The organism is Pseudomonas sp. KH_024_B2, assembly GCF_057839965.1.
On record NZ_CM174502.1, the window covers coordinates 4,382,916 to 4,401,661 of the forward strand.

The 18,746-nt window shown below is 60.0% G+C and carries 23 protein-coding genes; 7 read left to right on the top strand and 16 right to left on the bottom strand.

The genetic code is table 11. From position 1 onward, the window contains the following. Positions 1-76 precede the first annotated feature (76 nt). A complete protein-coding gene (locus AC3I0A_RS20455; protein WP_489374208.1) occupies positions 77-511 on the top strand; it encodes a helix-turn-helix domain-containing protein in 435 nt (144 codons plus the stop codon). 15 nt (positions 512-526) lie between these two features. Here AC3I0A_RS20455 and AC3I0A_RS20460 read toward each other — a convergent pair whose 3' ends face one another. From AC3I0A_RS20460 to AC3I0A_RS20485, 6 genes are all read right to left on the bottom strand, one after another. After that, the gene (locus AC3I0A_RS20460; protein ID WP_489374209.1) at positions 527-805 is read right to left on the bottom strand and encodes a phage holin family protein; all 279 of its coding nucleotides are present in this window, start codon (positions 803-805) and stop codon (positions 527-529) included. 1 nt (position 806) lies between these two features. Continuing rightward, positions 807-1,166: a putative holin gene (locus AC3I0A_RS20465; RefSeq protein WP_489374211.1), complete on the bottom strand. Its 360-nt coding sequence runs from the start codon at positions 1,164-1,166 to the stop codon at positions 807-809. Further along, positions 1,153-1,455, bottom strand: a complete 303-nt coding sequence (locus AC3I0A_RS20470; protein ID WP_489374212.1) for a helix-turn-helix transcriptional regulator — start codon at positions 1,453-1,455, stop codon at positions 1,153-1,155. The genes AC3I0A_RS20465 and AC3I0A_RS20470 overlap by 14 nt, the downstream gene beginning before the upstream one ends. A 164-nt stretch (positions 1,456-1,619) precedes the next feature. Then, positions 1,620-2,237, bottom strand: coding sequence for a TPM domain-containing protein (locus AC3I0A_RS20475; protein WP_489374213.1), 618 nt, complete (start codon positions 2,235-2,237; stop codon positions 1,620-1,622). Positions 2,238-2,265: 28 nt separating this feature from the next. Continuing rightward, positions 2,266-3,018, bottom strand: coding sequence for a TPM domain-containing protein (locus AC3I0A_RS20480; RefSeq protein ID WP_489374214.1), 753 nt, complete (start codon positions 3,016-3,018; stop codon positions 2,266-2,268). Positions 3,019-3,089: 71 nt separating this feature from the next. Beyond that, a complete protein-coding gene (locus AC3I0A_RS20485; RefSeq protein WP_489374215.1) occupies positions 3,090-3,698 on the bottom strand; it encodes a LemA family protein in 609 nt (202 codons plus the stop codon). Between the two features lie 251 nt (positions 3,699-3,949). On the opposite strand from AC3I0A_RS20485, the gene bglX reads away from it, so the two are divergent. Beyond that, positions 3,950-6,241, top strand: a complete 2,292-nt coding sequence (gene bglX / locus AC3I0A_RS20490; protein WP_489374216.1) for a beta-glucosidase BglX — start codon at positions 3,950-3,952, stop codon at positions 6,239-6,241. A gap of 139 nt (positions 6,242-6,380) precedes the next feature. Here bglX and AC3I0A_RS20495 read toward each other — a convergent pair whose 3' ends face one another. The 5 genes from AC3I0A_RS20495 to AC3I0A_RS20515 form a co-directional block, all read right to left on the bottom strand. Next, positions 6,381-7,538, bottom strand: coding sequence for a phospholipase D-like domain-containing protein (locus AC3I0A_RS20495; RefSeq protein WP_489374217.1), 1,158 nt, complete (start codon positions 7,536-7,538; stop codon positions 6,381-6,383). 1 nt (position 7,539) lies between these two features. Further along, complete coding sequence (locus AC3I0A_RS20500; protein WP_489374218.1) at positions 7,540-8,130, bottom strand: YceI family protein; 591 nt, start codon at positions 8,128-8,130, stop codon at positions 7,540-7,542. Between the two features lie 234 nt (positions 8,131-8,364). Then, entirely contained in the window at positions 8,365-8,694 is a 330-nt protein-coding gene (locus tag AC3I0A_RS20505) for an amidase (RefSeq protein WP_489374219.1), read from the bottom strand. Beyond that, the gene (locus tag AC3I0A_RS20510) at positions 8,691-9,785 is read right to left on the bottom strand and encodes a serine hydrolase domain-containing protein (protein ID WP_489374220.1); all 1,095 of its coding nucleotides are present in this window, start codon (positions 9,783-9,785) and stop codon (positions 8,691-8,693) included. Before AC3I0A_RS20510 ends, AC3I0A_RS20505 begins: the two co-directional genes overlap by 4 nt. A gap of 182 nt (positions 9,786-9,967) precedes the next feature. After that, complete coding sequence (locus tag AC3I0A_RS20515; RefSeq protein ID WP_489374222.1) at positions 9,968-10,843, bottom strand: acyl-CoA dehydrogenase middle domain-containing protein; 876 nt, start codon at positions 10,841-10,843, stop codon at positions 9,968-9,970. Positions 10,844-10,998: 155 nt separating this feature from the next. Between AC3I0A_RS20515 and olsB the strand changes: the two genes are divergently transcribed. Continuing rightward, the gene (gene olsB / locus AC3I0A_RS20520) at positions 10,999-11,754 is read left to right on the top strand and encodes an L-ornithine N(alpha)-acyltransferase (protein ID WP_489374223.1); all 756 of its coding nucleotides are present in this window, start codon (positions 10,999-11,001) and stop codon (positions 11,752-11,754) included. After that, positions 11,754-12,548 (top strand): lysophospholipid acyltransferase family protein, encoded by a 795-nt coding sequence (locus AC3I0A_RS20525; protein ID WP_489374225.1) that lies wholly within the window; start codon positions 11,754-11,756, stop codon positions 12,546-12,548. Before olsB ends, AC3I0A_RS20525 begins: the two co-directional genes overlap by 1 nt. Before the next feature lie 127 nt (positions 12,549-12,675). On the opposite strand, the gene AC3I0A_RS20530 is transcribed toward AC3I0A_RS20525, so the two are convergent. Next, the gene (locus tag AC3I0A_RS20530; protein WP_489374226.1) at positions 12,676-13,260 is read right to left on the bottom strand and encodes an acyl carrier protein phosphodiesterase; all 585 of its coding nucleotides are present in this window, start codon (positions 13,258-13,260) and stop codon (positions 12,676-12,678) included. 154 nt (positions 13,261-13,414) lie between these two features. Here AC3I0A_RS20530 and AC3I0A_RS20535 point away from each other — a divergent pair, with 154 nt between their 5' ends. Genes AC3I0A_RS20535 through AC3I0A_RS20545 form a run of 3 tightly spaced genes read left to right on the top strand, consistent with a single transcriptional unit; the run spans position 13,415 to position 15,979 of the window. Beyond that, positions 13,415-13,717, top strand: a complete 303-nt coding sequence (locus AC3I0A_RS20535; RefSeq protein WP_489374228.1) for an ArsR/SmtB family transcription factor — start codon at positions 13,415-13,417, stop codon at positions 13,715-13,717. Between the two features lie 24 nt (positions 13,718-13,741). Next, positions 13,742-14,908 (top strand): MFS transporter, encoded by a 1,167-nt coding sequence (locus AC3I0A_RS20540; protein WP_489374230.1) that lies wholly within the window; start codon positions 13,742-13,744, stop codon positions 14,906-14,908. A gap of 21 nt (positions 14,909-14,929) precedes the next feature. Further along, the gene (locus AC3I0A_RS20545; RefSeq protein WP_489374231.1) at positions 14,930-15,979 is read left to right on the top strand and encodes an alkene reductase; all 1,050 of its coding nucleotides are present in this window, start codon (positions 14,930-14,932) and stop codon (positions 15,977-15,979) included. 77 nt (positions 15,980-16,056) lie between these two features. Here the strand turns inward: AC3I0A_RS20545 and AC3I0A_RS20550 are convergent, their stop codons facing one another. The 4 genes from AC3I0A_RS20550 to AC3I0A_RS20565 all read right to left on the bottom strand — a co-directional run bounded on the left by AC3I0A_RS20550 (position 16,057) and on the right by AC3I0A_RS20565 (position 18,746). Next, entirely contained in the window at positions 16,057-16,179 is a 123-nt protein-coding gene (locus AC3I0A_RS20550; RefSeq protein ID WP_489378619.1) for a hypothetical protein, read from the bottom strand. Continuing rightward, complete coding sequence (locus AC3I0A_RS20555) at positions 16,176-17,384, bottom strand: MFS transporter (RefSeq protein WP_489374232.1); 1,209 nt, start codon at positions 17,382-17,384, stop codon at positions 16,176-16,178. Before AC3I0A_RS20555 ends, AC3I0A_RS20550 begins: the two co-directional genes overlap by 4 nt. 52 nt (positions 17,385-17,436) lie before the next feature. Further along, positions 17,437-17,841, bottom strand: coding sequence for a MarR family winged helix-turn-helix transcriptional regulator (locus tag AC3I0A_RS20560; RefSeq protein WP_489374233.1), 405 nt, complete (start codon positions 17,839-17,841; stop codon positions 17,437-17,439). Positions 17,842-18,014: 173 nt separating this feature from the next. Beyond that, positions 18,015-18,746: an adenosylcobinamide-GDP ribazoletransferase gene (locus tag AC3I0A_RS20565; RefSeq protein ID WP_489374235.1), complete on the bottom strand. Its 732-nt coding sequence runs from the start codon at positions 18,744-18,746 to the stop codon at positions 18,015-18,017.

Genomic DNA, 18,746 nt, shown 5'->3' on the forward strand with positions numbered 1-18,746 from the left:
TTACATACTCAAGAAAGTATTCATTACGCATAAGTTAGGCACTCAAAACGAATAAGTCAAAAGGAAGAGGCTCAAATTGCGTAGCAAAAAATCTCAAGCTGTTCTGGCTCGCTTAAAACTGATAACCGGCGCAAGCACCGATGCAGCGTTGTCTTCAGCGTTGAATATCAGTCCGCAAACCCTCAGCAGCTGGAAAGGACGCGACAGCACTCCGTACGCAATATGCATAGATATCGCACAAACTCGCGGCATTTCCCTTGACTGGCTGTTGCTTGGCGAAGGGCCGATGCTGCGGCACGTGGCAACCAATGCCACGGACGTCACTCAGGAAGACAGCACGCTGGAAAATACAATGCTCGCGTTGTGGCGGTTGTTGAACGAAGACGATCGATCCGCCATTCATCATGCATTGGAAGAGAAGTTGCGTCTGCGGGATCTGGAACTCAAACTTGCAGAAATGGCTTCTACCCTGTCGACACTCCAATACTCGATCGACTCGCAAAAATCATAGCGGTTGGCCCCCCGGTCATTTCGCGGAGCGCCACAACACGACAACGTTGCCTCCAGAGCGAATGATCAGACTGCACAACAAGACACTGATGAGCGTGTCCCACAGGCTGACCAGGTGCCGAGCCAGCAATACGTCGATGCTGGCAAAACAAAACATGACGCCGCACAGGCTGGTCAGCAGGCACCCATGCCAACCCTTGCGTTTTTCGTCGCGCCGGTAACACGCCAGCCTGAACGCGCTGAACAGATAAGAAACGGCTGTTACAAACGTAAGAGTAAACATCAGGAGCCCCATTTCACCGCCCTCCTTTCAGACGTCGGATAATCTTCCCGAGATTGGCGCCGTCGACCCACTGCATCGCCTTGATGCTGATGGGAATGACCATCAACGCGCACAAAAATGCAGCGACACCGCTGGTCAGGAAGGGGGCGATCGGCAACGTCACCGGGGTGAACAGGTAGCCGACACCCGCTGACAGCAACAATGAGCCGAGACGTTGCCAAGGCTTGAGATTGTTCCGGGTCGTGGTGACCAACCAGGCTCCAAGAGCCGCGCCAAACAACGCCTCGCCATCAATCGGTGGCAGTGTCGTTGCGACGCCCAATCCAAGTAACAGTCCGCTGATACTGCTATAGGTCGAATTAGTCATGGTCATGGGCGTCTCGATTGATGTTACCCGTGGAAATAATCCCCAACTCGATGGCCTTGAACACTGCCGCACTGCGCGAGTTGACCTCGAACTTGCGGCGGATATTGGAGAAGTGGAAGTTGACCGTCGTTTCTGCGCAATTCTGAATCCGCGCGATTTCCCAAGAAGTTTTCCCTTGAAAACTCCACAGCAGAACCTGGGTTTCTTTTGCGGTCAGTATCGCAGGAGGCTGGGTATCGCCCCCAGGAAGCGGCTGCTGAAAAGTGACTGAATAGTCCGGTTGACGGTTTGACATGATGCGAAATCCCTCTATGGTCGAACGCCCGTATGCAGAGCGCTCATCAATAAAGAGAGATGTTGGACACACGCCTGGCCCCCGGCAACGCACCAGGGTTGTAGCGTCGAAAGAGACAAAACTGCAGGAATATATCCAGTGGCCTGTATGGCTAATACAGGCTACTAGCCGAGAACCACCAACCGGTTCGGCAATTCATTGCGCACATGGGTCAGCGGCACATGCACCTTGAGCAGTTCACCGCAGGCTTCGATGCAGGTAATGAAGCCCTGCAAGGTCTGGCCCTGTTTCACCTGCCGGGTGAAGGCGGCGACGATGAGGTCCCAGTTTTTGTTATCCAGACGTGCGGAAATGCCCTCGTCCACCAGGATTTCCACATAACGCTCGGCCTCGCAGACGAAGATCAGCATGCCGGTGCTGCCGACGGTGTGGTGCAGGTTCTGTTCGAGAAACTGCCGGCGCGCCAGGTTCGAGGCGCGCCAATGACGTACCGAGCGCGGGATCAGGTGGGTGGTGATCTTCGGGATCCGGAATACCAGGCACAGAATGATAAAGCTGACCCACTGCACCAGCAGCAACGTATGCATGTTCATCCAGCCGGACAGATAGTGCACGACGCCCGGCACGATCAGCGCCAGCAGGCTGGCCCAGAGCAGCGGGATATACGCATAGTCGTCGGCCCGGGCAGCGAGGACGGTGACCAGTTCGGCATCGGTGTATTGCTCGACCCGCGCAATCGCTTCGGCAACCTTGCGCTGTTCGTGTTCACTCAGTAACGCCATGTCTTCGAATACTCATTCATTATTTTAGTTACCAGCCGCCAGACGATCCGCCGCCGCCAAAGCTACCACCGCCGCCACTGAAGCCGCCCCCACCGCCAAAGCCGCCGCCGAAACCGCCCGAGCCGCCCCGGCCTCCCCGACCGCCGCCACTGGGAAGAATGCCGAGCATCTGACAGATAAAAATCGTCACGATAAACAGCAACACCAGAAAAATGAACACACCCGGGTGGCTTTCGACGAAGTCGTTGCCGCGATCCCGCCCCGCTCCTGACCCGACAACGTTGGCTGGCTCATCCAGCGGGTTACCGCCCAACACCACCAGCATGGCGGCAACCCCATCGCTGATGCCCTTGCTGAAATTGCCGCTCTTGAACGCCGGGGTGATGACCTGATGGATGATCACCGAGGTCTGCGCATCGGTCAGGCGCTCTTCCAGACCGTAACCGACTTCAATGCGCAGTTTGCGCTCATCGCGAGCGACGATCAGCAGCGCGCCATTGCTCTGGTCTTTCTGACCGATCCCCCAGTGCCGTCCCAACTGATAACCGAAGTCTTCGATGCTGGTGCCTTGCAGGTCAGGCAGGGTAACCACCACCAGTTGCTCGCCGGTGGCCTGTTCGTGAGCCGCAAGCTGTTGCGTCAACTGCTCGCGCACTGACAGCTCGATCATCTGGGCGTTATCCACCACCCGTCCGCTCAACGCCGGAAACTTCAACTCGGCCTGGGCCGCGACGGCAAACACCCAGAGCAACAGTACCAGGCCAACTTTCAACACGCGCATGGGAACCTCATCCGTGGTAACGCCTGGCGTGATCTACCTGCAAACCCTCGGCGACGAGAGCCTGGCGCAGATCAGAACTTCACTTCTGGCGCTTTATCGGCATCGGGGCTGGTCGCCTCGAAAGTCTCGCGAATCGGCAAATCGCTGTACATCACCGTATGCCACAGACGGCCGGGAAAGGTGCGCAGCTCGGTGTTGTATTTCTGCACCGCGAGGATGAAATCGCGTCGCGCCACGCTGATGCGGTTCTCGGTGCCTTCAAGTTGTGATTGCAGGGCGAGGAAATTCTGGTTGGCCTTGAGGTCCGGATAGCGTTCGGAAACCACCATCAAACGGCTCAGAGCACCGGTCAACTGATCCTGAGCCTGCTGGAACTGCTTGAGTTTTTCCGGGTTGTCCAGGGTGCTGGCATCGACCTGGATCGAGGTGGCCTTGGCACGGGCTTCGACCACCGCTGTCAGGGTCTGCTCCTCGTGTTGGGCGTAGCCCTTGACCGTGTTTACCAGGTTGGGGATCAAGTCAGCGCGGCGCTGGTACTGGTTCTGCACTTGCGACCAGGCCGCCTTGGCCTGTTCGTCGAGGGTCGGAATGGTATTGATGCCGCACCCGGCGAGGAATGTGCTCAGCAGCATCAGTACCGTGATTTGCCAGCCCGAGCGATAGCGCTGTAGTACTTTCATAGTTGTACCTTCATGTTGGTGACGCTCCCAAGTGCAACCCTGTGGAATGGAACCTGCGCCCTTTACATCGAGCGCTTGGGGCATAATCTGCTGCCGCCACTGGATTGCATCGAGCCAATCGGCTAAAAGATGCCCAGCGCGAAAAAGGTTTCAGAAGTGTGCTGCATTTACCTGAACAACAATAGACGCCCCCTAAATTTTGGCTGACCGGTGTGTACCCAACGCCGTTTGAGCCTTTGAGAAAACTATTCATGAAGAAGCTGTGTTTGCTGGGCCTTGTCATCAGTCTGGCCAGTCATCCTGCCCTGGCCGAGACAAAGCCGGCACCCATTCAGAACAAGGACGCCTTCATCGCCAGCCTGATGAAGCAGATGACCCTCGATGAAAAGATCGGCCAGTTGCGTCTGATCAGCATCGGGCCGGAAATGCCCCGCGAGATGATCCGCAAGGAAATCGCGGGCGGGCGCATCGGCGGTACGTTCAATTCGATTACCCGCGCGGAAAACCGTCCGATGCAGGACGCGGCCATGCGCAGTCGGTTGAAGATCCCGATGTTTTTCGCCTATGACGTGATTCACGGCCACCGGACCATTTTCCCCATCAGCCTGGCCCTGGCCTCGAGCTGGGATATGGACGCGATTGGCCTGAGCGGGCGCATCGCCGCCAAGGAAGCCAGTGCCGACAGCCTCGACATCACCTTCGCGCCGATGGTCGATATCTCCCGCGACCCGCGTTGGGGCCGTACTTCCGAAGGTTTCGGCGAAGACACTTATCTGGTCTCGCGCATCGCCCAAGTGATGGTCAAGGCCTTCCAGGGCCCTGCCCCGATCGCGGCGGACAGCATCATGGCCAGCGTCAAGCACTTTGCCTTGTACGGCGCGGTCGAAGGCGGTCGCGACTACAACACCGTGGACATGAGCCCGGTCAAGATGTACCAGGATTACCTGCCGCCCTACCGCGCGGCCATCGACGCCGGTGCCGGCGGGGTGATGGTCGCCCTCAACTCGATCAACGGCGTACCGGCCACCGCCAACATGTGGCTGATGCAGGACCTGCTGCGCAAGGACTGGGGCTTCAAGGGCCTGGCAGTCAGTGACCACGGGGCGATCTTCGAGCTGATCAAGCATGGCGTCGCCAAGGACGGTCGCGAAGCCGCCAAGCTGGCGATCAAGGCCGGCATCGACATGAGCATGAACGACACCTTGTATGGCAAGGAACTGCCGGGGCTGCTGAAGTCCGGGGAGATTGCCCAGAGCGATATCGATAACGCGGTACGTGAAGTGTTGGGTGCGAAATACGACATGGGCCTGTTCAAGGACCCGTACCTGCGTATCGGCAAGGCCGAGGACGACCCGGTCGATACCTACGCCGAGAGCCGCCTGCACCGCAGCGAAGCCCGCGATGTGGCCCGTCGCAGCCTGGTGCTGCTGAAAAACCAGGGTGAAACCCTGCCGCTGAAGAAAACCGCCAAAATCGCTCTGGTCGGCCCGCTGGCCAAAGCCCCGATCGACATGATGGGCAGTTGGGCCGCAGCCGGCCGGCCGGCCCAGTCGGTGACCCTGTTCGACGGCATGACCCGCGCACTCGGCGATCGGTCGACGTTGATCTATGCCCGTGGCGCCAACATCACCTCCGACCCGAAAATCCTCGGCTACCTGAACTTCCTCAACTTCGATGCCCCGGAAGTGGTGGACGATCCACGCTCGGCAGCGGTGCTGATCGATGAAGCCGTCAAGGCCGCACAGCAAGCCGATGTGGTCGTGGCCGCAGTCGGCGAGTCCCGCGGTATGTCCCACGAGTCCTCGAGTCGCACCGACCTGAACATCCCGGCCAACCAGCGCGAACTGATCAAGGCCCTTAAAGCCACCGGCAAACCGTTGGTGCTGGTGTTGATGAACGGCCGTCCGCTGTCGATTCTCGAAGAGAAGGAGCAGGCTGACGCGATCCTCGAAACCTGGTTCGCCGGCACCGAAGGCGGCAACGCGATTGCCGACGTACTGTTCGGCGACTACAACCCGTCCGGCAAATTGCCGATCAGCTTCCCGCGTTCGGTGGGGCAGATCCCGACTTACTACAACCATTTGAGCATTGGTCGTCCGTTCACCCCGGGCAAGCCTGGCAACTACACCTCGCAGTACTTCGATGACACCACAGGTCCCCTGTACCCATTCGGTTACGGCTTGAGCTACACCGACTTCAGCTTGTCCAACATGGCGCTGTCGGCCACCACTCTGAACGAGACCGGCAAGATCGACGCCAGGGTGACCGTTAAAAACACCGGCAAGCGCGATGGCGAAACCGTGGTGCAGTTGTATATCCAGGACGTCACCGGCTCGATGATCCGCCCGGTCAAGGAGCTGAAGAACTTCCAGAAAATCATGCTCAAGGCTGGCGAAGAGAAAGTTGTGCACTTCAGCATCGAAGAAAACGACCTGAAGTTCTACAACTCTCAGCTGAAATTCGCCGCGGAACCGGGCATGTTCAACGTGCAGATCGGCCTGGATTCCCAGGACGTGAAACAGCAGAGTTTTGAGTTGTTGTAAGCCCGAAACAACGAAAATCCAATGTGGGAGCGAGCTTGCTCGCGATAGCGGACTTGCAGTCAACATCACTGTTGAATGTTAAACCGTCATCGCGAGCAAGCTCGCTCCCACACTAGGCCAAGGCACTCGATAGATTGTTTTACCCCCGCCGATCCAGCAGATTCACCACCAACCGATCGACCCACCCCCACACCCGTTGCTTGACCCGCTTCCACAGTGGTCGGCTTTGCCATGTTTCAAGGCTGACAGCCAGGCTCCGGGCAAAGTCCGTTTCGAAGCTTGCCGCCACCGCGCGCGTCAGCTCAGGGTCGAGCGCCTCCAGATTGGCTTCCAGATTGAAGCGCAGATTCCAGTGATCGAAGTTGCATGAGCCAATGCTCACCCAGTCATCGACCAGGACCATTTTCAGGTGCAGAAAGCACGGCTGATACTCGAAGATCTTCACCCCGGCCTTGAGCAGACGCGGGTAGTAGCGATGCCCGGCATAACGCACTGACGGGTGATCGGTGCGCGGCCCGGTGAGCAGCAAGCGCACATCGACGCCGCGCGCGGCAGCTCTGCGTAACGAGCGACGGACTCTCCAGGTCGGCAGGAAGTACGGCGTCGCCAGCCAGATACGCCGCTGACCGCTGTTCAGGGCCCGAGTCAGTGATTGCAGGATGTCCCGATGCTGACGGGCATCGGCATAAGCTACCCGGCCCATGCCCGAACCAACCACCGGAACCCGGGGCAGCCGTTGCAGGCCGAAGGTCGAGGCGGGCTTCCAGGCCTTGCGATGACGGTTGGCGAGCCATTGCCGGTCGAACAGCATCTGCCAGTCGAGCACCAGCGGACCGGCGATCTCCACCATCACTTCGTGCCATTCGCTGATGTCCTTGCCTGGGGTCCAGAACTCATCGGTGACACCGGTGCCGCCGACCACCGCCAGGCATTGATCGATCAACAGCAGCTTGCGGTGATCACGGTAAAAGTTGCGTACCCAGCGCCGCCAGCTCAACCGATTGTAGAAACGCAGCTCGACACCGGCTTCGATCAATCGGCTGCGCAAACTCAAGGTGAAGGCCAGGCTGCCGTAGTCATCGAACAGACAGCGCACACGAACGCCGCGTTCAGCCGCCTGCACCAGCGCCTGGACCATGGCTTCGGCGCAGGCTCCCGCCTCCACCAGGTACAACTCAAGTTCTACCTGCTGCTCGGCACGGGCAATCGCCACCAGCATGCGTGGGAAGAAATTCGGCCCATCGATCAGCAGTTCGAAGCGGTTGCCTTCGCGCCAGGGAAATACCGCGCCGCCCATGTCAGCGCGCCGTGAAAATCAGTACCGCACCCACCGGCACCGAAAGACTGATCGCCGACAACCCGGCGGTTTTGCGTAACGCCGCCAAGCCTGGCGCCAGATCGAAGTCCTCGGCATTCAATACCAACGGCTCAAGGGTGACCACCTGGAAACGCCGGTCATCCAGCCTTGTGGCCAGCAACTCGGCGTTGTAGTTATGTTCCTTGCCGTGGAGTTTTACCGTCAGCGGCAGCCGCAGTTCGAGCTGCGCACCGGGAGCCAGGTCATTGATGGGTTGTAGATTGATTTGCGCGCTGATCAGCGCCTGCGGGAAGGTCTTGATCTCGAACAGGTCCTTGCGCATGCGCTCGTCGCGCAGCGGAATGCCGCTATTGACCGACTCCAGCTCGACCTGGACTTGCGCCAGGCCCTTGGGATCGACCTTGCCGTGCAGCACCAGAAAGCGCTGAACTTCGGAGATATGGGCATTCTTGGTAGAGATAAAGGACAGTCGTGAAGACTCGCCATCCAGATACCAGTTGGCGTGGACGGGCGAAGCTGCGCAAAGCGTCAGCAGCAAGGCGCACCGTTTGAATAGCGAAGGGATGGGCATAACAACTCATGGGTAAATAAACCTGAGCTGAACCTTAACTGGCCGCAGGCGAGTTGCAAACTATCTGTTGATTCGCCAGGTCCTTGTGGCGAGGGAGCTTGCTCCCGCTGGAGTGCGAAGCGCTCCCAAAACCAGGCGATGCGTTTTTTCAGTAGGACCGCATCGACAGGTTTTACGACTGCTGCGCAGCCGAGCGGGAGCAAGCTCCCTCGCCACAAAAGCCCCTCGCCACAGTCAAGGCAATAACTGGCACCCCCGGCGCTCGCCGATCCACCCCGCAGTATGGGTTCGCCCCATACCACTGGCCGTCACACGCTTGCTCACAGGGTCATCTAGAAAGGCGCTGGTGGGCAGATATTGCTGCACATAAGCACGGCAATACTCGGCCTGGTTGTTCATCACATACCGGCAAGAGCAATACTCCTTGGCGGTATAGGCGCTAATGATGTCTGGAAAAGCCTGTAACGCCACCCGCTCCTGCCAGCCCCAGCCAAGCAGCGCCACCACCAGCAAAATCAGCAGACTGCTGAACGGCCTGCGGCGGACAAACCGTTGGCGGCTCATGGCTGCACCTTCGGGGCAAAAGCGGCCAAGGTGCGTTTGAGCAGTTCGTTGTGCTGGTAACTGCCATCGCGATCATCGCCATAACGCACGATCAGCAGTTTTTCACTGGGGATGACATACAACGCCTGCCCCCAATGGCCCAGCGCGGCAAAGGTATCGGCGGGCGCGTCCGGCCAGGGTTTGGCGGCGCCATCGACTGCCCGATTAAGCCACCAATGAGCGCCCGGTACAGCTTCGTCCTGCTGCGCTTGATGGTGAACAAAGGGTTGCCGACTGAACTCGACCCAGTCCTTGGGCAGCAACTGGCGATCGCCCCAACGACCGTCGCGCTGCATCAGCAGACCGACCCGTGCCAGATCGCGGGCGGTGAGGTAGGCATAGGACGAGGCGACAAAGGTGCCGCTGGCGTCGGTTTCCCACACAGCGCTGCGTATGCCCAAGGGTTCGAACAATGCAGTCCACGGATAATCCGGATACTTCGCACCGAGCATGTTTTTCAGGGCTGCGGACAGCAGGTTACTGTCACCGCTGGAGTAGCGAAACGCCTGCCCCGGCGCACTGAACTCGCCATGTTCGGCGCTGAACGCAGCCATATCGCTGCGACCCCGGGTGTAGAGCATGGCCACCACCGATGACTTCAGCGGGGCATATTCATAGTCTTCCTGCCAGTCCAGACCCGATGCCCAGTGCAGCAGGTCGGCCATGGAAATCGCTGGATGCTTTTGCAGCGGCGGATAGAATTTCGCCGCAGGATCCTGCAATGCAAAACGCCCCTCGCCATAAGCCACGCCCAACACGGTGGCCATCAGGCTTTTACTGATGGACCAGGTGAGATGCGGCGTATCGGCAGTGGTCGGCCCGGCATAACGTTCGTAAACCAGCTGGCCGTCGCGGATCACCAGCAAGGCATCGGTACGGATGCCTTTGCGAGTGGTGTCGTCGCGAGTCTGAAAGGCGTAATCCTCCAGGGCTTCGAGTGCCGGGCCGCTGACCTGAGGGCCTTGGGGCCATTGTTCAGCGGGCCAGTTTTCGGCGCTGGCGTGAGCACTCATGAACAGCAGCGCAAGCAGCAGGATCGAGCCTTTGAACATGGCGGGCACTCAAGAGGATGAACCTGCCGAGCCTAGTCGAGATAGATGACAGTTTTGAAATCCCTGTTGCCCCCTCAACCGCATTCGCGGGCAAGCCCGCTCCCACAGGACTTGCGCAATCCTTGTGGGAGCGGGCTTGCCCGCGAAGGGGCCCTTTAAACCTGTGAAGATTCTGCCTGTCCTTACCTTGCCAACGCCTTCGCCAGTCGCTTGGCCCGTGCCCCGGTGGCCAGATCCAGCACCGCCCGATCACGTTCCCACAGATCCGCCCAATGCGCCGGGCCATCGTTGAACGCGTCATTGAGCTCGGATTTGAGCGAATCGAACTGCGCGAATAAACCACCGAGCAAAACATGCCCGACAGTCGTCCCCGGGCTCTGCCGACTGACTTCCGCACACCCGGCCAGCAGCGCCAACAGCCGCAGTTGCAGGCTCTGCGGCCAGTCGCAGTCCTGACCGACGCCATACAACCAGGCGTTCATGGCACTGAGCACGTAGATGTCTTCCAGGGTGCGGAACGGTTTGATGTAAGCATCCCAGCCGTCCCCGGCGAGTAATTCGCACAGGGCATTGTCGAGAAACAGGCGGCCATGGCTGATGTCCGGCATCAACGGGATGGCCGGCAGTTTTTCCAGGCGTACGCCGGGCTCATCGGGATAAACCACGGCCAGATTCAAGCGCGGTGGTTCACCCGGTGCTTCGCAGCGCGCCGCAATGAGTAGCCAGTCCGCCGCATCGCCGGCAGTGACGAAATCCTTGCGTCCGCTCAGCCGCAGGTCATGGAGGCGGGTCTGCATGTCCGCCGGGCGCAGGCTGCGCTGTTCGGTTGCACACAAGGCGCCCAGGCTCGGCGGCGCGCTGGGCCAGAGCATGCGTAACGCAGCCTGATAACCCACCAGAAACGCCAGCCCCGGCGTCGCCATCAACCGGCCGCCGCGCACCGCCAGTTCAAACGGCGTCACGTTGCCAACTTGCTGTAACAACACCGAATAGCCTTCGGCCAGATCCGGGTTGACGGGCAGGCGATCGCAACGGTTCAACAGGGCTTGCCAGGGCATAAAAGGATCCTCAAGGGGCTGTCATATAAGCATCACCAAAGCTTCATGGCGATGACACCGGGCCTACATAGCCTGACTTTGCACAACAAATTTGCATAAAGAAAGTCGATCGGCTGCAACCCAAGACGGGTGAACAGCCCGTACGGAGATTCGCAATGACTCAGATCGCCCGCATCAGCGACACCGGCAACGAACGCCGCCTGCAAGCCGAACGCCTGATCGGTGCCGAGGCCTTGCAGGAAGCCCAGGCCTTGCGCTTCAACGTTTTCAGCGGCGAATTCAACGCCAGGCTGAAAGGCGCGGAGCTCGGTCTGGACATGGATGACTATGATGTTCATTGCGCCCACATCGGCGTACGTGACCTGAACACTGGCCGCCTGGTTGCCACCACCCGCTTGCTCGACCACCAGGCCGCCAGCAGTCTCGGTCGCTTTTACAGCGAAGAAGAATTCAGCCTGCACGGCCTGGTGCACCTCAAAGGCCCGATCCTGGAAATCGGCCGCACCTGCGTTGATCCAGCCTACCGCAACGGCGGCACCATCGCCGTACTCTGGGGCGAACTGGCTGAAGTGCTCAACCAGGGCGGTTACAGCTACCTGATGGGCTGCGCCAGCATCCCGATGCAGGATGGCGGGATCCAGGCCCAGGCGATCATGCAACGCCTGCGCGAACGCTACCTGTGCACCGAGCACTTGCGCGCCGAACCGAAGAAGCCACTGCCGGCCCTCGACATCCCGTCCAACGTGATCGCCGAAATGCCGCCGCTGCTCAAGGCTTACATGCGCCTGGGAGCGAAAATCTGCGGCGAACCCTGCTGGGACGAAGACTTCCAGGTTGCCGACGTGTTCATCCTGCTCAAACGTGACGAGTTGTGCCCGCGCTACGCACGGCACTTCAAGGCGGCAGTCTGATGAGCCGGTTGCGGGTGTACGCGCGAATTGCGCGAGTGCTGGTGGTGGTCGCGCTGGGGTTGAGCATGGCCAGCGTATTCGGTCTGTTCGAGCGCATGGGCATGGCCAACTCCATGGTCCGGCGTCAGCGCTGGTCGCGGTTTTTCATGGCGCGCCTGGGCAATGCCCTGCCCTTTCGCGTGACCGTTCAGGGTGAACTGCCGCAACAGCCGATGCTGTGGGTCAGTAACCATGTGTCATGGACCGATATCCCGCTGCTCGGCATGCTGACGCCGTTGTCGTTTTTGTCCAAAGCCGAAGTGCGCACCTGGCCAGTCGCCGGTTGGTTGGCGGCCAAGGCCGGCAGTCTGTTTATCCGTCGCGGTTCGGGCGACAGCCAGTTGATCCGCAAACAGATGAGCCGTCATCTGGAACAAGAGCATCCGCTGCTGATGTTCCCGGAAGGCACCACCACCGACGGCCGTTCGCTGCGCACCTTCCATGGCCGCTTGTTGTCCGCCGCCATCGATGCCGACGTTGCGCTGCAACCGGTGGCCATTCGGTACTTGCGCGATGGACAGGTCGATCCATTGGCACCGTTCATTGGTGACGACGACCTGCTGTCACACCTGATGCGGCTGTTCGCCAATGATCAGGGTGAGGTAGAAATTCACCTGCTCAAACCCATTGCCTGTCACGGCCAGGAACGTGCGGCGTTGGCCTTTCAGGCGCAGCAAGCGGTGCAAAAAGCCTTGTTTGGTGAGGTTGTTGAGTCTGCTAAACCTCGGCGTACCGGCGAGCTGATCGCGGCCTGACCCGATCCTGTGCCAATGCACTGAACCTGTGGGAGCGAGCTTGCTCGCGAAGAACGATGACGCGGTGAATCTGGCAGACCGCGTCGCCTGATTCGCGGGCAAGCCCGCTCCCACATCACCGCTCTGCTCAAGAATGTATTCGCAATTGGTTTTGCGAGAACACCTGCAACTGCGGATAAAACACCCGAAAATCCTCGCTCAACGGCTGATACAACTGTTCCAGCTCCCGCATGGCGCCAGCCAACTCCTCCGGCCGCGTCAACCGTCGCGAGATCCCCCGCAGCACCTGCTCCAGCACCGCAAAATCCCGATACGAACCCAACCAGTCGTTCGCGGCCATATGCGGCGCGATCTGCGCCAGTCGCCCTGGCAACTGCGGTTCGGCGGCCAACACCCGGTAAACGTCGGAGGTGAAGTCCTCTAGCGGCCGGTCGGCATACAAGGTCCAGTCCCGGGCCAGACAGTGATCGAAAAAAACATCGAGCACGATGCCGGCGTAACGCCGCCGCGTCAGCGAAAACCGCGACAGCGACACGTCCACCAGCGGATGGCGATCGGTAAACATGTCGATACTGCGGTGCAACTGGATCGCCGCCTCGATTTCCGGATCGAACTGCCCTTGCAGCCGACCTTTGACGAAGTCGCCATACAGACTGCCGAGCAGTTGACCCCGGCGCTGACCGCCAAGGTGCAGGTGTGCGAGATAGTTCATAGAGCGCAGCTTAGCACCGTACATCCAATATCGTTATAACTCGATATATCGATTTTCGCGACGCTCAGAGCAAAATCATATTTGTATATCGCGAAATACCGATTTAAAGTTCGCCCCATCGCGATATAACGTTTTACTCACCCCGAGCACTGCCATGTCCATCGACCTCGACGAAATAATAAAAGCCCTGGCGCACCCAGTACGGCGAGAAATCCTTCACTGGCTCAAAGACCCGACCGTCGAGTTTCCCGACCAGAGTCACAGCAACGAGCACGGCGTCTGTGCCGGACAAATCGACCAACGCTGCGGCCTGTCGCAGTCGACCGTGTCCGCGCATTTGGCGACCTTGCAGCGTGCCGGTCTGATCAGCAGCCGGAAAGTCGGCCAATGGCACTTCTTCAAACGCAACGAGGAAACCATTCAGGAATTCCTCCGCGCCATCAGCAAAGAGCTCTGACCCAGAGTTCCACAAGGATTTGACATGCCCCTCTCGCTCCTCATTCTGGCCCTGAGCGCCTTCGCCATCGGCACCACCGAGTTCGTCATCATGGGCTTGCTGCCCGAAGTGGCGGCTGACCTCGGTGTGTCGATTCCCGGCGCCGGCTGGCTGGTGACCGGCTACGCCCTGGGCGTGGCCATCGGTGCGCCGTTCATGGCACTGGCCACCGCCAGACTGCCGCGCAAGGCTGCTCTGGTTGCGTTGATGGGCATCTTCATTATCGGCAATCTGCTCTGTGCCCTGGCCAGTGACTACGACGTGCTGATGTTCGCCCGGGTAGTGACGGCTCTATGTCACGGCGCCTTCTTCGGCATCGGTTCGGTGGTAGCTGCCGGCCTGGTACCGGCCAACAAACGCGCTTCGGCGGTGGCCTTGATGTTCACCGGCCTGACCCTGGCCAATGTTCTCGGCGTACCGCTGGGCACCGCGCTGGGCCAGGAAGCCGGCTGGCGTTCGACCTTCTGGGCGGTGACGGTTATCGGTGTGATTGCGCTGATCGGCCTGATCCGCTTCCTGCCGGCCAAGCGCGATGAAGAGAAACTCGACATGCGCGCCGAACTGCGCGCCCTCAAAGGCGCCGGTATCTGGCTGTCCCTGAGCATGACCGCATTGTTCGCCGCCTCGGTCTTCACCTTGTTCACCTATGTCGCACCGCTGTTGGGCGAGGTCACCGGTGTCTCGCCACGCGGCGTGACCTGGACCCTGATGCTCATCGGTCTGGGCCTGACAGTCGGCAACATCATCGGCGGCAAGCTGGCTGACAAAAACATGGCTGCGACGCTGATCGGTGTGTTCATCAGCATGGCGGTGGTGTCCACCGTGCTGACCTGGACCAGCATTGCAGTGATTCCAACCGAAATCACCCTATTTCTCTGGGCCACCGCGTGCTTTGCCGCCGTGCCGGCCCTGCAAGTGAACGTGGTGACCTTCGGCAAGGCCGCACCGAACCTGGTGTCGACCCTGAATATCGGCGCCTTCAACATCGGCAACGCTCTCGGCGCCTGGGTCGGCGGCAGCGTGATTGCCCACGGTTTCGGCCTGACCAGCGTGCCTCTGGCCGCTGCAGCACTGGCGGTGCTCGCACTGCTGGTGACCCTGATTACTTTTCGTCAGAGCGGCAATGCCGAACTGGCCCCCGCTACTAACTGATCGCTAAAAGAGAGCTATTTCATGACCACTATTTTCGATCCGATCAAACTCGGCGACCTGGAGCTGGCCAACCGCATCATCATGGCGCCGCTGACCCGCTGCCGCGCCGATGAAGGTCGTGTGCCGAACGCGCTGATGGCCGAGTACTACGTACAACGCGCTTCCGCCGGTCTGATCCTCAGCGAGGCCACCTCGGTCACGCCGATGGGCGTGGGCTACCCGGACACCCCCGGCATCTGGTCCAACGACCAGGTGCGCGGCTGGAGCAACGTGACCAAAGCGATCCACGGCGCGGGCGGCAAAATTTTCCTGCAACTGTGGCACGTGGGTCGGATTTCCCACCCCTCGTACCTGAACGACGAAGCACCGGTCGCGCCGAGCGCTATCCAGCCTAAAGGCCATGTCAGCCTGGTTCGTCCATTGGCCGACTTCCCAACTCCGCGCGCCCTGGAAACCGCTGAAATCGAGGACATCATCGACGCTTACCGCGTGGGTGCCGAGAACGCCAAGGCCGCCGGTTTCGACGGTGTGGAAATCCACGGCGCCAACGGCTACCTGCTCGACCAGTTTCTGCAAAGCAGCACCAACCAGCGTACCGACCAGTATGGTGGTTCCCTGGAGAACCGTGCACGCCTGATGCTCGAAGTGACTGACGCGGCGATCGACGTCTGGGGCGCGGGTCGCGTGGGTGTGCACCTGTCACCCCGTGCCGATCTCCATGACATGGGCGACGACAACCTGTCCGAGACTTTCACCTACGTGGCTCGCGAACTGGGCAAACGCGGCATCGCCTTCATCTGCTCGCGCGAGCAAGAAGCCGGCGACAGCCTCGGTCCGCAACTCAAAGAAGCCTTCGGCGGCCCGTACATCGCCAACGAGAGCTTCAGCAAAGACAGCGCCAATGCCTGGCTGGCCAGCGGCAAGGCCGATGCGGTTGCCTTCGGCGTGCCTTTCATCGCCAACCCGGACCTGCCGGCGCGCCTGAAAGCCGATGCGCCGCTGAACGAAGCGCGTCCAGAGCTGTTCTACTCCAAGGGCCCGGTCGGCTATATCGACTACCCGGTGCTGTAAGCAAAACCTGTTAAATCAAAAAGCCCCGATTCGAAAGAGTCGGGGCTTTTTGGGTGGTCGGCCCTAACAAGTAGCCCTTAACAAGTACCCATGCCCAACTGCATCAGCGCCAAACCGCCCTGATGCCAACCCCACCAGGCCAACGCCAATAGCAGCGCGCCGACACTCAAGCCGACGCACCATGGCCAGAACCTGCTCACGCCGCACTCACTTGCGTTTGCAGACGCGCAACCGGCCGTTCACGCACCGGCCAGTTCAACGCAGCGGCCAACACACTCAAGAGAATCGCCACCTGCCAGATCAAGTCATAGCTGCCGGTTCGGTCGTAGACAACCCCACCCAACCAGCCACCCAGGAACGACCCCAACTGGTGGAACAGGAACACGATACCGCCGAGCATGGACAGATTTCGCACGCCGAACAGTGTCGCCACCGTGCCGTTGGTCAGCGGTACGGTCGACAGCCACAAGAAACCCATGGCCATGCCAAACAGATAAGCGCTCATCTGCGTGACTGGCGCCCAGAGGAACAGGCCGATCACCACCGCACGCAACAGATACAACCCGGTCAGCAGGCGCGGTTTTGACATCCGTCCGCCGAGCCAGCCTGCAGTGTAGGTACCGAAGATATTGAACAGGCCGATCAGCGCCAACACCGTGGTGCCCGTGGTGGCCGGCAGATGCTGATCCACCAGATACGCCGGCAAATGCACGCCGATAAACACCACCTGAAAACCACAGACAAAAAAACCGAACGCCAACAACCGGAAGCCCGAGTGCGAACATGCCTCACGCAAGGCTTCGGACAAGGTTTGCTCATGGCCGAATACCGGCAACGGGTTGTCCTTGAGCATGCTCACCAACGGCACGATCAACGCCACCAGCAAACCCAGCGCCAACAGCGCCGTCGACCAGCCAAGCCAGCCGATCAACCCGAGCGTGCCGGGCAACATGGCGAACTGCCCAAAGGAGCCGGCAGCACTGGCGATACCCATGGCCATGCTGCGCTTCTCAGGAGCAACGGCACGCCCGACCACGCCCAGAATCACCGAGAACGAAGTGCCCGACAGACCGATCCCAATCAGCAAACCGGCACTCAGCGACAACGACCAGGCCGAGTCGGAAAGGCCCATGAACACCAACCCCAGAGCGTACAACACGCCACCGATCAGTACCACTTTCGCCGCGCCAAACCGGTCGGCCAGCGCACCGGTAAAGGGTTGCGCCAGGCCCCAGATCAAATTCTGCAAGGCAATGGCGAACGCAAACACCTCACGCCCCCAGCCAAACTCATTACTCATCGGCGCCAGAAACAGTCCGAAGCCATGCCGCACGCCCAAGGACAACGCGAGGATCAGCGCACTCCCAAGAAGAACCCAACCGCTGGTACGCCACATCGATGTCATTGTTGTTCTCCGCTAACGGGTATATACCCGCTTATGATCGGACTTAATTGCTTTACGCAAGTTCGTCCAGCAAGGCCAGCAAGGTTTCCCGCTTCTCTACACCCAGTTTCTCGATCAAACGCTGTTGCGCCGCTTCCCACGCCGGCAAGGCCGCCGCCAGACGTTCGCGCCCGGTTTCGGTGAGCAGCACGACACGGTTGCGATGATCCTCACCCTCGACCAGCGTGACCAGACCTTCGCCCTCCAGCACCCGCAGATTACGCCCCAGGGTGCTGCGGTCCAGGCCCATGGCGTGGGCCAGGGTCGAGATGCTGGGTTGGTCCAGGCGTTGCAAATTACACAGCAAAGAATACTGCGCAACGTTGATCCCGAAGCCGTCGAGGGCGCCGTCGTAATGCCTGCTGACGCCTCGAGCGGCGCGACGCAGGTTGGTGCATAAACACTGAGAGGGAAGCATAGTGCGTGTATATACCCGTGGTTAAATGAAAGCAAGTTTTGCCGCTACCTTTGTAGCGTCTGATCGATAGCAATCGCGAGCAGGCTCGCTCCCACACTTGGTGTGTGAACGGCGCAGAACTAATGTGGGAGCGAGCCTGCTCGCGATATGGCAGACCAGTCAGAAAATACCTGTCAGACCAACGCCAATCCCACCAACACCGCCACTTCCAGCAGCTCCAACAAGGCGCCTGCCGTATCACCCGTAGTCCCCCCCAACCGCCGCATCATCACCTGCCGCAACCAGAAGAACCCCACTACCGCCAGCGCCACGGCAAACACGCCACTGAACCCGGCGATCAGCACACAAACCAGCGCACTCAGCAGCAATACCTGCTTGCCGGCCACACGCGGCAGATGATCCGCCAGCGCCTGTCCCAATCCACCGGGTCGCACGTAAGGCGTGCTCAGGAACAATCCGAGCAATGCGCTGCGGCCGATCAACGGCGCCAGGATCAACGCAACGCTGTGCTGCTGCTCGATCAGCGCCAGCAGCGCGGCGAACTTGAGCAACAGCACCAACACCAGCGTCACCACCGCAATCGGCCCGCTGCGCGGATCCTTCATGATGGTCAGGGTTCGCTCGCGATCACCAAAACCACCGAGCCAGGCATCGGCGCTATCGGCCAGACCATCCAGATGCAAACCACCACTGAGCAAGACCCAGGCGCTCAGCAACAACGCGGCGTGCAACACCGACGGCGATCCGCCGAGCACCCAGTTCAACGCCCACAACACTGCGCCAAACAGCAACCCGACCAGCGGATAAAACAGCAACGAACGGCCCAGTTCCTGCGGCTGCGGCATGCCTGGCAGACGAATCGGCAAACTGCTGAGAAATTGCGCGGCGATCCAGAAAGGCAGCAT

What these genes read in the sequence shown, in the direction of transcription:
- AC3I0A_RS20465 (WP_489374211.1), bottom strand. Translation starts at nt 1,166, where the DNA reads ATGACCATGACTAATTCGACCTATAGCAGTATCAGCGGACTGTTACTT.
- AC3I0A_RS20545 (WP_489374231.1), top strand. Translation starts at nt 14,930, where the DNA reads ATGACCACTATTTTCGATCCGATCAAACTCGGCGACCTGGAGCTGGCC.
- AC3I0A_RS20475 (WP_489374213.1), bottom strand. Translation starts at nt 2,237, where the DNA reads ATGGCGTTACTGAGTGAACACGAACAGCGCAAGGTTGCCGAAGCGATT.
- AC3I0A_RS20485 (WP_489374215.1), bottom strand. Translation starts at nt 3,698, where the DNA reads ATGAAAGTACTACAGCGCTATCGCTCGGGCTGGCAAATCACGGTACTG.
- AC3I0A_RS20460 (WP_489374209.1), bottom strand. Translation starts at nt 805, where the DNA reads ATGGGGCTCCTGATGTTTACTCTTACGTTTGTAACAGCCGTTTCTTAT.
- AC3I0A_RS20535 (WP_489374228.1), top strand. Translation starts at nt 13,415, where the DNA reads ATGTCCATCGACCTCGACGAAATAATAAAAGCCCTGGCGCACCCAGTA.
- AC3I0A_RS20560 (WP_489374233.1), bottom strand. Translation starts at nt 17,841, where the DNA reads ATGCTTCCCTCTCAGTGTTTATGCACCAACCTGCGTCGCGCCGCTCGA.
- AC3I0A_RS20480 (WP_489374214.1), bottom strand. Translation starts at nt 3,018, where the DNA reads ATGCGCGTGTTGAAAGTTGGCCTGGTACTGTTGCTCTGGGTGTTTGCC.
- AC3I0A_RS20470 (WP_489374212.1), bottom strand. Translation starts at nt 1,455, where the DNA reads ATGTCAAACCGTCAACCGGACTATTCAGTCACTTTTCAGCAGCCGCTT.
- AC3I0A_RS20495 (WP_489374217.1), bottom strand. Translation starts at nt 7,538, where the DNA reads ATGGGCGGCGCGGTATTTCCCTGGCGCGAAGGCAACCGCTTCGAACTG.
- AC3I0A_RS20505 (WP_489374219.1), bottom strand. Translation starts at nt 8,694, where the DNA reads ATGAGCCGCCAACGGTTTGTCCGCCGCAGGCCGTTCAGCAGTCTGCTG.
- AC3I0A_RS20525 (WP_489374225.1), top strand. Translation starts at nt 11,754, where the DNA reads ATGAGCCGGTTGCGGGTGTACGCGCGAATTGCGCGAGTGCTGGTGGTG.
- AC3I0A_RS20515 (WP_489374222.1), bottom strand. Translation starts at nt 10,843, where the DNA reads ATGCCCTGGCAAGCCCTGTTGAACCGTTGCGATCGCCTGCCCGTCAAC.
- bglX (WP_489374216.1), top strand. Translation starts at nt 3,950, where the DNA reads ATGAAGAAGCTGTGTTTGCTGGGCCTTGTCATCAGTCTGGCCAGTCAT.
- AC3I0A_RS20540 (WP_489374230.1), top strand. Translation starts at nt 13,742, where the DNA reads ATGCCCCTCTCGCTCCTCATTCTGGCCCTGAGCGCCTTCGCCATCGGC.
- AC3I0A_RS20500 (WP_489374218.1), bottom strand. Translation starts at nt 8,130, where the DNA reads ATGCCCATCCCTTCGCTATTCAAACGGTGCGCCTTGCTGCTGACGCTT.
- AC3I0A_RS20510 (WP_489374220.1), bottom strand. Translation starts at nt 9,785, where the DNA reads ATGTTCAAAGGCTCGATCCTGCTGCTTGCGCTGCTGTTCATGAGTGCT.
- AC3I0A_RS20555 (WP_489374232.1), bottom strand. Translation starts at nt 17,384, where the DNA reads ATGACATCGATGTGGCGTACCAGCGGTTGGGTTCTTCTTGGGAGTGCG.
- AC3I0A_RS20565 (WP_489374235.1), bottom strand. Translation starts at nt 18,746, where the DNA reads ATGCTGCCTTTCTGGATCGCCGCGCAATTTCTCAGCAGTTTGCCGATT.
- AC3I0A_RS20530 (WP_489374226.1), bottom strand. Translation starts at nt 13,260, where the DNA reads ATGAACTATCTCGCACACCTGCACCTTGGCGGTCAGCGCCGGGGTCAA.
- olsB (WP_489374223.1), top strand. Translation starts at nt 10,999, where the DNA reads ATGACTCAGATCGCCCGCATCAGCGACACCGGCAACGAACGCCGCCTG.